13 protein-coding genes are annotated in these 14,437 nt (G+C 44.8%); 10 read left to right on the plus strand and 3 right to left on the minus strand.

The window, feature by feature from the left end:
- Positions 1 to 149: 149 nt before the first annotated feature.
- On the plus strand, positions 150 to 1,775 hold the full coding sequence (locus CXK86_RS22855; RefSeq protein ID WP_076253592.1) for an ABC-F family ATP-binding cassette domain-containing protein: 1,626 nt from the start codon (positions 150 to 152) through the stop codon (positions 1,773 to 1,775).
- A 113-nt stretch (positions 1,776 to 1,888) separates the two neighbouring features.
- Here the strand turns inward: CXK86_RS22855 and CXK86_RS22860 are convergent, their stop codons facing one another.
- Complete coding sequence (locus CXK86_RS22860; protein ID WP_017692261.1) at positions 1,889 to 2,077, minus strand: hypothetical protein; 189 nt, start codon at positions 2,075 to 2,077, stop codon at positions 1,889 to 1,891.
- A gap of 290 nt (positions 2,078 to 2,367) precedes the next feature.
- Between CXK86_RS22860 and CXK86_RS22865 the strand changes: the two genes are divergently transcribed.
- Positions 2,368 to 3,255 carry a cation diffusion facilitator family transporter gene (locus tag CXK86_RS22865; protein ID WP_036606974.1) on the plus strand — a complete coding sequence of 296 codons (888 nt, stop codon included), beginning with the start codon at positions 2,368 to 2,370 and terminating at the stop codon, positions 3,253 to 3,255.
- A 91-nt stretch (positions 3,256 to 3,346) separates the two neighbouring features.
- On the opposite strand, the gene CXK86_RS22870 is transcribed toward CXK86_RS22865, so the two are convergent.
- Positions 3,347 to 3,814, minus strand: a complete 468-nt coding sequence (locus CXK86_RS22870; protein ID WP_083684929.1) for a hypothetical protein — start codon at positions 3,812 to 3,814, stop codon at positions 3,347 to 3,349.
- Between the two features lie 373 nt (positions 3,815 to 4,187).
- On the minus strand, positions 4,188 to 4,352 hold the full coding sequence (locus CXK86_RS22875) for a DUF1328 domain-containing protein (RefSeq protein WP_017692264.1): 165 nt from the start codon (positions 4,350 to 4,352) through the stop codon (positions 4,188 to 4,190).
- Positions 4,353 to 4,572: 220 nt separating this feature from the next.
- On the opposite strand from CXK86_RS22875, the gene CXK86_RS22880 reads away from it, so the two are divergent.
- The 8 genes from CXK86_RS22880 to CXK86_RS22915 all read left to right on the plus strand — a co-directional run bounded on the left by CXK86_RS22880 (position 4,573) and on the right by CXK86_RS22915 (position 14,433).
- Complete coding sequence (locus CXK86_RS22880) at positions 4,573 to 5,082, plus strand: DUF948 domain-containing protein (RefSeq protein ID WP_036606976.1); 510 nt, start codon at positions 4,573 to 4,575, stop codon at positions 5,080 to 5,082.
- A 68-nt stretch (positions 5,083 to 5,150) separates the two neighbouring features.
- Positions 5,151 to 5,684, plus strand: coding sequence for a hypothetical protein (locus tag CXK86_RS22885; RefSeq protein WP_036606978.1), 534 nt, complete (start codon positions 5,151 to 5,153; stop codon positions 5,682 to 5,684).
- 94 nt (positions 5,685 to 5,778) lie between these two features.
- Complete coding sequence (locus CXK86_RS22890) at positions 5,779 to 6,123, plus strand: YflT domain-containing protein (protein WP_076253593.1); 345 nt, start codon at positions 5,779 to 5,781, stop codon at positions 6,121 to 6,123.
- 341 nt (positions 6,124 to 6,464) lie between these two features.
- Positions 6,465 to 7,634 carry a PP2C family protein-serine/threonine phosphatase gene (locus CXK86_RS22895; RefSeq protein WP_036606980.1) on the plus strand — a complete coding sequence of 390 codons (1,170 nt, stop codon included), beginning with the start codon at positions 6,465 to 6,467 and terminating at the stop codon, positions 7,632 to 7,634.
- Positions 7,631 to 11,356: a response regulator gene (locus CXK86_RS22900; RefSeq protein ID WP_076253594.1), complete on the plus strand. Its 3,726-nt coding sequence runs from the start codon at positions 7,631 to 7,633 to the stop codon at positions 11,354 to 11,356. Before CXK86_RS22895 ends, CXK86_RS22900 begins: the two co-directional genes overlap by 4 nt.
- Before the next feature lie 86 nt (positions 11,357 to 11,442).
- A complete protein-coding gene (locus CXK86_RS22905) occupies positions 11,443 to 12,315 on the plus strand; it encodes a CheR family methyltransferase (protein ID WP_036606984.1) in 873 nt (290 codons plus the stop codon).
- A 16-nt stretch (positions 12,316 to 12,331) separates the two neighbouring features.
- Positions 12,332 to 14,008, plus strand: coding sequence for a response regulator (locus CXK86_RS22910; protein WP_076253595.1), 1,677 nt, complete (start codon positions 12,332 to 12,334; stop codon positions 14,006 to 14,008).
- Positions 14,009 to 14,094: 86 nt separating this feature from the next.
- Positions 14,095 to 14,433, plus strand: a complete 339-nt coding sequence (locus CXK86_RS22915; RefSeq protein ID WP_036606989.1) for an STAS domain-containing protein — start codon at positions 14,095 to 14,097, stop codon at positions 14,431 to 14,433.
- Positions 14,434 to 14,437: the final 4 nt, after the last annotated feature.

A 14,437-nucleotide genomic window follows, 5' to 3' on the forward strand; every position in this document is an offset into this window, starting at 1 on the left:
AATAAGTAAAAAGCGGCCAATTTTCGAATTTGCCGCTTTTTTGTGTTATAATATGGTGCCAGAATAGGCATCGGGATATTGAATCCATGATTTACGCAACTTGCTATTCATGCAGTATGCAGATTAACCAATAAAGGATGGTATGCTTAATGATCAGTACAAGCGGCATCACGCTCCGCTACGGAAAACGTGCACTTTTTGAAGATGTAAATATCAAATTCACGCCAGGGAACTGTTACGGCCTGATCGGCGCCAACGGAGCCGGCAAATCAACATTCTTGAAAATTTTGTCTGGTGAGATTGAAGCCAACTCGGGAGAGGTGCACATCACCCCGGGCGAACGTATGGCCGTTTTGAAGCAAAACCACTTTGAATATGATGAGTATCCGGTTCTCGAAACGGTAATTATGGGTCATAGTCGTCTGTATTCCATCATGAAAGAGAAGGATGCTTTGTATGCGAAGGCAGACTTCACAGAAGAAGACGGTTTGCGTGCAGGTGAGCTTGAAGGGGAATTCGCTGAGCAAAACGGCTGGGATGCTGAACCAGATGCAGCGGCGCTCCTGATCGGTCTTGGCATTGTTCGTGACATGCATGACAAAAAAATGATAGAGCTGAGCGGAAACGAAAAAGTCCGTGTATTGCTGGCACAAGCGTTGTTTGGCCGTCCAAACAACCTGTTGCTCGATGAGCCTACCAACCACTTGGATCTCGAATCCATTCAATGGCTGGAGAACTTCCTGATGGATTATGAAGGTACCGTTATTGTGGTATCCCATGACCGTCACTTCCTGAACAAGGTATGTACGCATATCGCAGATATTGACTTCGGTAAAATCCAGATGTACGTAGGTAACTATGACTTCTGGTATGAGTCCAGCCAATTGGCACTTGCTCTGCAGCGGGATGCCAACAAGAAAAAAGAAGAGAAGATTAAAGAGCTGCAAGCCTTTATTCAACGTTTCTCTGCGAACGCTTCGAAGTCCAAACAGGCGACTTCCCGGAAGAAAACACTCGACAAAATCACATTGGATGACCTTCGTCCATCCAACCGTAAATACCCGTTTATCAACTTCAAGCCTGAACGTGAAGCAGGTAAACAATTGCTGACGGTAGATCGTATTGACAAATCCATCGATGGTGTGAAAATGTTGAATGATGTGAGCTTTGTGGTGAACAAAGGTGACAAAATTGCATTTGTTGGCCCGAACGGAAATGCCAAATCACTGTTATTTGATATTCTCATGGGTGAAACCGAAGCAGATAGCGGCGAATATACTTGGGGTATAACTACGACTCAGGCTTATTTCCCGAAAGACAACTCTCAGTATTTTGACGGTGTAGACATCACTCTCGTGGATTGGCTCCGTCAGTATTCGAAAGATCAGGATGAAACGTATCTGCGTGGATTCTTGGGCCGTATGCTGTTCTCCGGTGAGGAGTCCCAGAAGAAGGCTAGCGTACTCTCCGGGGGGGAGAAGGTTCGTTGTATGCTGGCGAAAATGATGCAGACAGGTGCAAACGCACTGATTCTGGATGAGCCAACGAACCACTTGGATCTTGAATCCATCACAGCACTGAATAACGGTATGATTGACTTTGACGGCACAATGCTGTTTACATCCCATGACCATCAGTTCATCCAAACGATTGCTAACCGGATTATCGAAATTACGCCAACAGGCATCATCGATCGCCAAATGAGCTATGACGAATATCTGGAAAGTGATGAAATTAAAGAACTGCGCAATAAAATGTATCCGGTAGAAGCTTAATCTAAGCATCATCTGCGGCACATGATTATAGGAACACCAAAGAACCGCAAGCCTCTGTGAAGAGGGCTTGCGGTTCTTTTTGTAATTCAATGGTTTCTCGGCGGGTTTAAGACCTAAGATCCACCAGTACGGCGACGTTGGTTGTTAGGCTTTTTGTTGTTTTGACTCTTCATCGCTTTAGGTCCGCCTTCAAAGTAGGCGCTGGATTGGTTACCAGAATTTGCTTGTTCTTTCTTTTGCGCCAGTTTTTGGCGTATAGCATCCTGCAAACTGACCTTTTTCGGTTCGTTATTTTCGCTCATCGTTATTTCCCTCCCGGTCTTACAGTGAGCCGTCCAGATTGGACGGGATGTACCTATTTTATACGTTTTATAAAAGCCCCACAAGGGCAACCTGATAAAATGCTCAAAACCTTTGGTTTTACCCAGGCCAACATTTTTTCTCAATAACTACAGCCCTGCCGTCTGGCAACTTTGTTTCGGCTTGCCTACAGCAATGCAACCTGGCAACACTGTTTCTGTAGACCCACACGCTCCGCATTTGGTAACATGGAAAAACCGTAATACGAAACGTTAAAGGGGTGTCGCCCGGTTTGAACGCTTATGAAGAAATTCGAAAAGGGGAGCGAGGGGCTTGGGTTAGTATCGTAGCCTATCTCGTCTTGTCCGCTTTTAAGCTGATCTGTGGATATTTATTTGCTTCCAGCGCCTTGCTGGCCGATGGTTTTAATAACCTTACAGATATTGTAGCATCCATTGCTGTATTGATTGGGCTTCGGATCTCCCAGAAACCACCTGATTCGGATCATGCCTATGGTCATTTTAGAGCGGAGACGGTTGCTGCTTTGGTAGCTTCATTTATTATGGCTATGGTTGGGCTGCAAGTATTGGTTGAAGCCGTTCGCTCCTGGTATGAAGGAGCCTTTGTTGCTCCAAACCTGTGGGCGGCAGCGGTGGCTGTAGTCTGTGCTGTGGTGATGTTAGGCGTGTACCGTTACAATCACCGTCTGGCAAAACAAATTAATAGTCAGGCTCTGATGGCTGCGGCGAAAGATAATCGTTCCGATGCCTGGGTCAGCATAGGCGCTGCAATTGGAATTATAGGTGCGCAGTTTGGACTTCCATGGCTGGATAAAGTAGCTGCCATTGCTGTAGGTCTGTTGATCTGCAAAACGGCTTGGGAGATTTTTCGGGATTCTACACATCGTCTTACCGACGGATTTGACCAGAAGGAACTGACGGATCTCAGATCCTCCGTAGCACGCGTTCCCGGTGTTGAGATGATCAAGGACGTGAAGGCACGTGTGCACGGCAGTCATGTACTTGTGGATGTAGTCATTGAAGTGGACGGAGGCCTAAGCTTGATTGAAGGCCATCAGATCTGTGACCGTGTTGAAGAGCGGTTGAAGCGATCGCATAACATCATGCATGTACATGTACATGTGGAACCAAAGACGGAAGAAGTCACAAGGAACCCTTGAACAGGGAGTGAACATCTTGGAAAATGAAAAGAGGACAGCCGCAATTGTGCGTGCTGTCCTCTTTACTTATCATTAGAACGATTATACGATGTTATTGAATGGCAACGTGGATCCACGCTTTGCCTTTCCAAGTGTATACTTGTACCCACTCGCCGCCATCGAATCCATCAACCACTTCACCTGTTGTATCGATGACTTGGGAACCTAATGCACCGATTGGTTTACCGTTAGGTGCATCATAGAACCAAGTGCGCTCCAGAAGGTTCAGCAACATCGTTGGTGCCAGTACTTCATCACCTGGTTTTACGAGTGGCTCTTCAAACATTTTGTCATCTGTGCCGTAGGTTGCCCCAGTTACCGTCTCAGCAGTACCCTCTACTGTTTCTACAGCAGGTTTGTTGACTTCAACAGCTGGAGTTGTTGTGGTCGTTGTCGTTGTTGTAGCCTCAGTTCCTGTTTCCGGATTTACCGTTCCAGTAACCGCTTCCTCCGCACCCGCAGCGGCAGCCATCGAACCCATCAACGTTAAAGCAGCGGCAAAACTTACGATTTTTTTCATTTTGTTTTTCCTCCTCGGTAGGTATGTAAAATGTTGTCCTGATTACAAGTAACCAAGCAAGCACCCTTATGAATCACAAATTATAACAATATTTTCTTGCATTCTCCAGTGTCAACTGGCTCATATGTGGGTATATAGAAAGCCTGTAAATATCATACTTCAGTGGGATAAAACCGGGTTGGCTATCTCAAAAAGGTCCTGTTTTTTTTGGGATTCATACGAGAGCGGATTGGAATAAAGCAGAAGGGAGTGCAATACATAATATAGAAAAGTTGACCTATGCCTGAACGCACAAAAGCCAATCGGCTTGGGAGCACGATCGGCTTTTGTATGTAATCGTTTAGTAAACACTCAGTCAGATCAGAGCCTGAGGTTATCGCATTCGGCTACGTCCCGTAATCAGGGAGATTACGAACAGTACAACAAAGATGAAGAAGAGTACTTTCGCGATTGAAGCAGCTGCTTCAACAATACCGAAGAATCCAAAAATACCTGCTACCAGTGCAATAATTAGAAATAATACAGACCATTTCAACATAAGTATTCATCCTTTCGTATAATTGATTGTGGAGTGAGTTGTGTTCACCTCACCGCCTTGTGTAGTCTAACTTTAACCGAGTGCTAACCGCTTGAAACATTGGTTTTTTTTCCAAGCGAAGGCATATATGAAGGGATATATAATATTGTTTCGTCCGGGAAATCGCCGGGTAACTATAGCAATAACAAACTGATGCACATATGGAAAGAGAGGTTCTTCTATGATCTATCAAATTAGCGTGGCCCTGATTGCAGTGGCATTTGCAGTACTGGTATTCTTTTTAATTCGTACCTTGAAATCCGCTCAGGGTTCTTTGGACAATGTCTCACAGACATTGCAGGAGGTACAGAAAACCATTGACGAACTTAGTTATGAAGTGAAGCAGACGGTAAGACATGCCAATGATATTACGGTGGATGTACAACACAAAATGAAAAAAATTGATCCTGTTATGGAATCTGTTGAGAATCTGGGAGAAGTGTTGAATGAAGTGACGGCAGCAGCCAAACAAGTTTCCACAACGCTGATGGCGAAATTTCAGACCAAACGTAACAACGCTGAACAGACCAAGCATGCTGAAGCGGTTCATGTAACTGCACCGCCTGCTACATCAACGGATCGTACCCTGCAATCCTATGAAGCTACATATAATGGTGAAGCTAAGGGCGGGAAAAACTGGATGAAGTATGTTGATGTTGCAGCGAACGTATGGCAACGGATGCGCAAGTAACATGACCGCTTTGTAACCCATGAAGAAGCCTTCAGAGCGGTGATGAACCTGATGAAAGGGTGAGAATCATGATGAAACTACTGCTTGTGATGTTTAGCGTAATTTCTCCCTTTTCCGTTCAACCGGCAGCGGTACCCGCTGCTCACGATATGCAATGGACGGCAATGGAAGAGAAGGCGTCAGAGGTAACTCTGGCTGTTGATCGATCCGAGACTTTCCAGCATTTTCGGACTCTGAATGGCATTTCTCTGGATGACACCATGGATGATTTGTTGGCCAATAAGGGCCAGCCGGGGCATAAGCAGGAAGATCCTTATCTGGGATGTCCTGAATATCACTTTCATGATGTGAAGGTTGGCTTGTGTGAAGATACGGATGTCATTCAATATGTGCATATCGATGCATCTGAGAATCACATCATGTTAAACGGAAAGAGAATTGAGATGAATATTGAAGCGATCCATCATGCTCTCGGGAAACCTTATTATGTGGCAGAGGACGGAGAAGTGTTTCTCCGTGGAGACCAGGCTCTGAAGGTATATATGAAGTCAGGATCTCATCAGATTGAAGGCATTGATCTTTTTGATGACACAGTTTCCTAGGATTGGTTATTACCAAATCGTTTCAAACCCATATAGTATGGTTATATACTAAGTAGCTCGATACAGAAGATTAAATCAGAGGAGAGTGGAAACGATGAATTCAACCAATGAGCAAGCTTATGCAAAAGTGGTAGAAAACGGAGTCCAGGCGGTAGAAGCGGTGAAAGAATTGCAGATTACCGGATACCTTGCTGATCAAATCTTTGTTCTCGCCCATGAGAAGGATCGTACAGATCGAATTGCCGATACAGCAGATGCCAAAGAAATTGGCATAAAGGAAGAGGGCGTATTTGATTCCTTGGCGAATCTGTTCCGCTCACGTGGTGATGAACTCCGGGCCAAAATTGTTTCGATGGGCTTTACCGAAACCGAAGCGGACTTCTACGAGAGTGAACTCGACAAAGGTAAAGTACTCGTTATTGCTAAAAAGAAAGATTAACCCGATAAGTTGAAGTTTGCTGAACATGGACAAGCTTCTGAATCATTTATGTAAAATGCTTAATCAAAAACATAGATAAGGAATGGGGCTTTTCCCATTCCTTATCTATGTTTTTGCAAGTTTGGAAGCGGGATCAGGACGCTGCAAAAACAGGGTGAGTCGCGGGGATATTACCCTACGATGGTGCCATTTACTGATAGAAGTTTTTTGTTTTTACGATTATAGTTATACTAGGAATTATTATGTCTACTGCCGTTTTGTATGCAAAATTTGTATAATCAACGTTTGTTTTAACCTAATAAGAATCGACAAACCCGGACGCCACAGATAAGGAGATATCAATGAGAATACTTATTGTTGACGACAATCCGACGAATGTCATTATCATTCGAGAAATTCTGAAAAAAGAAAACTATCGTGACATTGTAACGGCGAGTTCCGCCATGGAAATGTTTGAAGTGTTGGGAATTGGGGAGGAAAGCAACGAACTTCGTCCAAGACCGTCGGATATTGACCTGATTTTGCTAGATATGATGATGCCCGAGATGGACGGTATCGAAGCCTGCAGTATTGTGCAGAAATTTGAGAATCTGAAGGATATACCGATTATTATGGTGACTGCCATCGGAGACTCCAAGAAACTTGCCGAAGCATTGGATGCAGGTGCATCTGACTATGTGACCAAACCGATTAATAAAGTCGAACTGATGGCCAGAATTCGACTCGCACTTCGTTTGAAACAGGAGAAGGATTGGCATAAAGAGCGTGATCAACGTATTCAGGATGAGCTCAAGTTGGCAGCGATGGTCCAAAATGCTGTATTAAGTCCGGCAATTAGGGACCCGTTGTTCCAAGTGCATGCCATCTATAAACCATCCTTTGAGCTTGCGGGTGATCTGTATTCTTGGTACCCCCTTGGGGAAGGCCGTTATGGAGTACTGCTGCTCGACATGATGGGACACGGGATATCTTCATCCCTGTTTACCATGTTTATCGCTTCTGTGTTGAAAGATACGGTTACCACTTATGTGGATCCAGAGAAGGTCATTCAAGAGTTGAACCGTCGTTTTAACCAGCTCCATCTGGAAAAACAATTGGTGCAGTATTATTTCACGGCAATTTATCTGGTCGTTGATACACGGATGAAACGTATTGATTATGTTAATGCGGGGCATCCACCTGCTTTATTTTTCCGAAACGACGGCAGTGTCACCACATTTGACAGCGTCTGCTGTCCTGTTGGTTTATTTGACAAGATGGATATTGAACCACAAACGATCCATTATGAGGGTGACGGGCATATTGCACTCTATACGGATGGATTATTGGAAGCTGTTCAGGGCGGGCAGGAAGAACAACATGAATTCCTGATCGAAAAACTGACCGGCTCACATCAGTGGAATGAAGCTGCTATGCAGGCCATGTTTTTTGACGACGAAATTCCCCAGGAGCGGGATGATGATAAATGTCTGGTCTGGATTACTTTGAATAAAGGGGCGGGGGATGAATGAAGATCAGGAATAAACTGCTGATTGGTTTTACCGCTCTGATGGCCATTTTGATCGTGCTCACGTTTGTGAGTTATGAACGGTTAAACAGCAGTAATCAACAGATTGATCAGATGTATCAGGAACGTTATCTCAAAGTAAGGTTCACTTCTGCTGCACGTGGAGAGGTCAATGATATAGCTAAAGTGCTGGCTAACTTGTTATTGAATCCGAACAATTCGATTAATGCTGCTGAGGGTGACCTGAAGGAGATGAAGGATCGGGGGGATGGTTACCTCGCAGAAGTGAGAAACCGGGCAGACAGTGCACCTGAACATCAACTGGTGGATCGTGTGAATACGGCGTGGACCGCTTATACATCTTATGCAACGAGACAGATCAACCTGATGTCCCAAAACCGGGTAGAAGATGCGAATAACTACCGCAATTCAACAGGACTCGCGGTGCAAAAAGAAACTGTGGATAGTTTGAATGCTCTTTCACGTTATCAGGACCAAGAGATTGATGCTGAGATCAAGAACGCTAACGAAGCGTATACGAGAGCAGTACAGATCACGATAAGTATCATGATTGCCGGGTTGTTGCTTGCATTGGGTGTCATTCTGTGGGTGCTGCCGAGTATTACACGGGGTCTGAACACTGTATCTATGATGATTACCAGCTTTGGTAAAGGGCGTTACCGAACCATTCGGCGCATACAGGTCAAATCAACCGATGAGATTGGTCAGATTGCCAGTGTGTTCAAGGATGTATCCAGTGATCTGGAAGAAAAACTGGAGATCGAGAGGGCTTATGTGCAGGCTCAGCAGGATCAAAACTGGATGAGTTCGAACATCGCAAGAGTCCCGGAGCTGCTTCGGGGGATTGGCTCCATTCGCCAAATTTCACAGATGTTTATCAGTGAGTTCACACCTGTGCTTGGTGCTCAGTTGGGTGTCGTCTATCTGATCGATGAGGAGAAACATCCCGACGAACTGAGACGTTACGGTGCATACGCATTTGAAGAGAACGAAGATGTTGGTAAGGAAATGTATCGCATCGGGGAAGGCCTGATTGGTCAAGCCGCGCTGGATATGACACCGATTATTCTGGAAAATACGCCCGAAGATTACGTGCATATTGGTTCAGCTTCAGGCTCAACACGTGCTGCGGGTATCATGATCTATCCTGTCGTGTTTGAAGATGAACTGATTGGTGTAGTTGAAGTGGCTTCCTTTGAAGGTTTCAATGAACTGCACAAGCAGTTATTCACACAACTGATTATGAACCTGGGCGTAATTTTGAACAACGTTCGACGTCGTTTGCGTGTGGAGGAGCTGCTACGTGAATCCCAGGCACTGACTGAGGAACTGCAGGTTCAATCGGAAGAATTGCAGACACAGCAAGAAGAACTTCGTCGTTCCAATGAGAATCTGGAGGAGCAGACAGAGGCGCTTAAACGATCTGAGGAGTTGCTACAGCGTCAGCAGGAAGAACTGGAACATTTTAATACGGAACTCATTGCCAAGACGCGGGCGCTTGAAGAGCAGGTGCGTGAAGTTGAAGAGAAAAATGACGAAATTGAGAAAACGAAGACACAGTTGGAACAGCAAGCTACACAGCTGTCGATGACAAGCAAGTACAAGTCCGAATTTTTAGCGAATATGTCACATGAACTCCGTACACCATTGAACAGTCTGCTCATATTGTCCCAGTTATTGTCGGAGAACAAAGGTGGAAATCTGACTGACAAACAGCAGGAATATGCGCAAACCATCTACATGTCGGGCGCGGATCTGCTGAAGATGATTGATGAGATTCTGGATCTGTCCAAGGTGGACGCAGGTAAGATGGATATCAATTATGAGACCGTACGAATGGAAGAGCTGACCAGCTTTGTTCAGCAGAACTTTGGACCGATGGCGAACAAAAAGGAACTGAACTTGAATATTGATTTCGACAGCGATCTACCGGAATGGGTGTACACCGACAGCCATCGCGTCAAACAGATTTTACGGAATTTGTTGTCGAACGCATTTAAGTTCACCAATCGAGGTTCGGTTAGTCTAATTGGACGACGGATGAAACCGGAAGAACTGCCGGGTTATATGAACACCAATCAGGAATATCTCGGATTCAGTGTAAAAGACACCGGCATTGGTATTCCATCGGACAAGACGGATCTGATCTTTGAAGCGTTCCAGCAAGTAGACGGGACCACAAGTCGGAAATACGGTGGAACTGGTCTGGGATTGTCCATTAGCAGGGAACTGGCACGTTTGCTTGGTGGTGCAATACAGGTGGAATCATCCGAGGGAGAAGGTAGCTGCTTTACCTTATACCTGCCGGATAATCATGAAGAGGAAGCCTTGGCGGAGGAAGGTGCTTCAAGAGAAGCGGCTGTTTCCTCAGAGGATCTTTATGAAAAGTCCATCGAAGCACGGACCATGCTTTCAAGTCATCAGTCCATTCTCTCTCCTGATCCGGAGCGTAGCGTGGGTACAGATCTTTCTCCTTCCCATACTCCAGATGTCACGCAGATCGAAGATGATCGGGAGAATCTGATGGAAGGTGACAAAATCCTCCTCATCATTGAGGATGACGTGAACTTTGCACATATTTTGATGGATATGGCGAGAGGAAGAGGATTCAAGGCTCTTGTTGCCCTTCAAGGTGATAAAGGACTTGAAATGGCACGTCAATATTTGCCGGATGCCATTATCCTGGATATTCAATTGCCGGTGATGGATGGTTGGACCATTCTGGGCGAGCTGAAGAGCAGTTCGGCAACACGCCACATTCCGGTTCATGTGATTTCAGTCATTGATGATATGAAGCAAGGTCTGATGATGGGTGCCATTGCGTATCTGAAAAAACCTTCGAGCAAGGATTCACTGGATAAAGCATTCTCGCATATCAAATCATATACTGAGAATCAATTGAAACGACTGTTGATCGTCGAAGATGACGAAATTCAGCGTAAAGCCATTATTGAATTGATTGGTCATGATGATGTTGCAATCACTGCTGTGTCGACAGGTAGTGAGGCGTTAAATGAATTACACAGCCAGCGTTATGACTGCATGGTACTGGATCTGATGTTAACGGATATGACCGGTTTTGAGTTGCTCGACCAGATTCGTGATGATGAATATCTGAACGATCTGCCGATTATAATTTATACAGGCAAAGAACTGGATTCCAAGGAAGAAATGAAGCTGCGCAAATATGCGGAATCCATCATTATCAAAGATGTGAAGTCACCGGAACGTCTGCTGGATGAGACCACTTTGTTCCTGCATCGGGTAGAAGCCAATTTGCCGGAAGACAAGCGTCGAATCTTACAGAAACTACACAACAAAGAAACGTTGTTTGAAGGCAAGAAAATATTACTTGTAGATGACGATATTCGTAACGTATTTGCCCTTTCAAGTGTTCTTGAAGGCTATCGGATGGATGTGACGTTTGCTGAGAACGGCCGAGAGGCTTTGGAGATTTTGGACAAAAATCCGGAATTTGATCTGGTACTGATGGATATGATGATGCCAGAGATGGACGGTTATGAAGCGATGACACGAATCAGACAGATCCCGCAGTTTGAAAAGTTGCCGATTATTGCGCTTACGGCCAAAGCCATGAAAGAGGATCGCGGCAAATGTATTGAGGCCGGAGCATCTGATTATGTGAAAAAACCGATCCAGACAGATCAATTGTTATCCTTAATGCGCGTATGGCTGTATTCGTAAGTTCATTATTCGTATGTTCATTGTTTGGGTAATGAAAGACAATACGACGAATACGCAAGTAACAAATGAAGAAGTGGAGAGAACTTATGACACCGTGGGAACCTACCGAGACGGGGGCAGATTTGGTCCGTATGCCGCAAGATGAAGAACGCGAGCTGATTGAGATTGAGTTGCTGTTGGAAGGCATGCACCGTTTATATGGATATGATTTTAGAAACTATGCACTGCCATCCCTCAAACGAAGAATCTGGCATCATGCACATGCTGAAGGTGTTAAGAGCATATCCGGCTTGCAGGAGCGTGTTCTTCATGACCGTTCCGCGTTTGAACGTTTTGTACAGAACTTATCCATCCCTGTAACGGAAATGTTTCGAGATCCTTCGCTTTTCCGAATGTTTCGGGAACAGATTATTCCGATCCTGAGAACCTACCCGTATATCCGAATATGGCATGCGGGATGTTCTACAGGAGAGGAAGTTTATTCCATGGCCATCATGTTGCATGAGGAAGGACTGTATGACAAGGCAAGAATCTACGCAACGGATATGAATGATCGCTCTTTGCAACAGGCCAAAGAAGGCGTATATGGTATTGAGAAAATGAAACTATTTACTACAAATTATTTGGAGGCAGGGGGTACCAGAGCCTTCTCCGAGTACTATACAGCGAAATACAATTCGGTGATATTTCATCCTTTTCTAAGGAAGAACATCATTTTCGCCGAGCACAACCTGGCAACAGACCGGTCATTTAACGAGTTTAATGTTATCTTTTGCCGTAATGTCATGATTTATTTTAATGATGAACTGCGGAACCATGTGCATGGGCTGTTTCATGAGAGCTTGAGCCACTTTGGTATTCTGGTTCTGGGGTCGAAAGAATCGATACATTTTACAGAGTTCAGTGATACCTATGAGCCGTTAGACCGGACCGAAAAAATATACCGGAAGATCAAATAGGGGGTTAGGGTTAGCCATGGGGCTCAATGAACCAATCCACATATTATTGGTAGATGACCGCCCTGAGAACTTGCTTGCTCTTGAAGCAGTTCTGGAATCGGAACAATATAAACTCGTTAAGGCAACTTCCGGAGAAGAGGCACTCCGCTGTCTGCTAAAAGACGAATTTGCGGTTATCGTTCTCGATGTGCAGATGCCTGGAATGGACGGAATTGAGACAGCAAAGTTAATTAAGGCACGGGACAAGTCCAAGGATGTGCCGATTATATTCATCTCTGCGAATAGCAGAGAAGCGGAGCACTTGTTTGCCGGATATTCAGCCGGGGCCATTGATTACATGGTTAAACCATTTATTCCTCAGATTTTGAAATCCAAAATCGAGGGCTTTGTGGAGATGTTTATCACCAATAAACGTTTGAAGACACAGACCATGCTTCTTCACCAGAAGACACAGGAACTGGAGAAGATGAACCAACAACTCATTCAGGCCAAGGAAGAAGCAGAAATTGCAGCCAATGCAAAGACTGAGTTCCTGGCAATGATGAGTCATGAGATTCGTACACCGATGAACGGAGTTATCGGTATGGTTGATCTGCTGATGGAAACGGAACTGAGGGAAGATCAGAAGGAATATGCAGACATCGTTCGTCGCAGTGCAGATGCACTCGTTACGGTCATCAACGACATTCTTGATTTTACCAAGATGGAATCCGGCAAAATGGAACTGGAAGAGCATCCTTTTGAACTTGTCTCCTGTATTCGGGAAGTGTTGGGATTGTTTGCTGCAGAAGCAGGCAAAAAGAATCTGGAACTGGATTATTTCCTGGAAGATTCTGTCCCTGAATTAATCTATGGAGATATGGCAAGGCTACGTCAGGTTCTCTTGAATCTTATTGCCAATGCAATCAAATTTACAGACCAGGGTGGCGTATATTTGATTGTGTCAGTGAATGAAGAAAAAGACGGACAAATGGCATTGGAGTTTGCTGTTAAAGACACCGGGATAGGTATCGCTTCAGACAAAGTGGATCGCCTGTTCCAGCCTTTTTCCCAGTTGGATACATCCATGACACGTAAATACGGTGGAACTGGCTTAGGACTGGCAATATGCAAGACTCTGGTGGAAATGATGGGTGGACAGATCTATCTGGATACAACAGAGCAACGGGGAGCGACGTTTGTATTTACAATTCAGGCGAAACGTTATGTAGAAACTGAACTGGTCCAGAGGAACGGGGAAGAGAAACCAACGGATGTGAAAAATGAGAATAAATATCCTACGGTATTAATTGTGGATGATCATCCGATCAACCAGAAGTTGATGGCGATTATGCTCGGTAAGCTGGGGTTGCTCTCAGACATTGCTGAAGATGGGCAGAGCGCACTCGATATGGTAAACAGTAGCCGTTATCCCTATGACTATGTGTTTATGGATCTGCAGATGCCTGTGATGGACGGTTTGGAATGTACACGGCGGATTCGAGAGAGTCTGACCCAGTCTAATCAGCCAATCATTATAGCCATGACTGCTAACGTGATGGAAGGTATTCAGCAGCGCTGTATTGCTGCCGGCATGGATGATTATATTAGTAAACCGGTGAAAATGGGCAATGTAAAACAGAAAATAGCCCAGTTTCAGAAACAACGACAAATGTTAGACCCAGGCCCTTCAGCCATGAATCAGGCCAATTGAAACATTTTCCAAACTTCTTTCTGATTCACTCGTGCTGAAGTTGGGTTATTAGGTAAGGAAACCATTGATCAGGAGAGAGATGTCTAATGAATACAAATAAAAATGAAAAATTCAATGCAAGAACTGAAACTCAGGACGGCGTGTGCACGGTGTATCTGACTGGCGAACTGGATTTGTCGGTTGCTCCTGACTTCCGCTTGGTGATGGAGCCGCTCGTGGATAACAAGGAACAGGATCTTGTGATTAACATGAAAGAATTGAAGTATATCGATAGTACAGGGATTGGTATCCTGTTATCTGTTCTGAAGGCCAGACATGGAATGGAAGCTCGCTTTGAAGTACAGGAAGTTCCTGCGCAGATTCAGAAACTTTTTGACATGACGGGCATCGCCAAATTCTTTGTCACACAGAAGAATTCCCAATAGGAAA

It is taken from the genome of Paenibacillus sp. BGI2013 (assembly GCF_002843485.1).
GTDB classification, from domain to species: domain Bacteria; phylum Bacillota; class Bacilli; order Paenibacillales; family Paenibacillaceae; genus Paenibacillus; species Paenibacillus amylolyticus.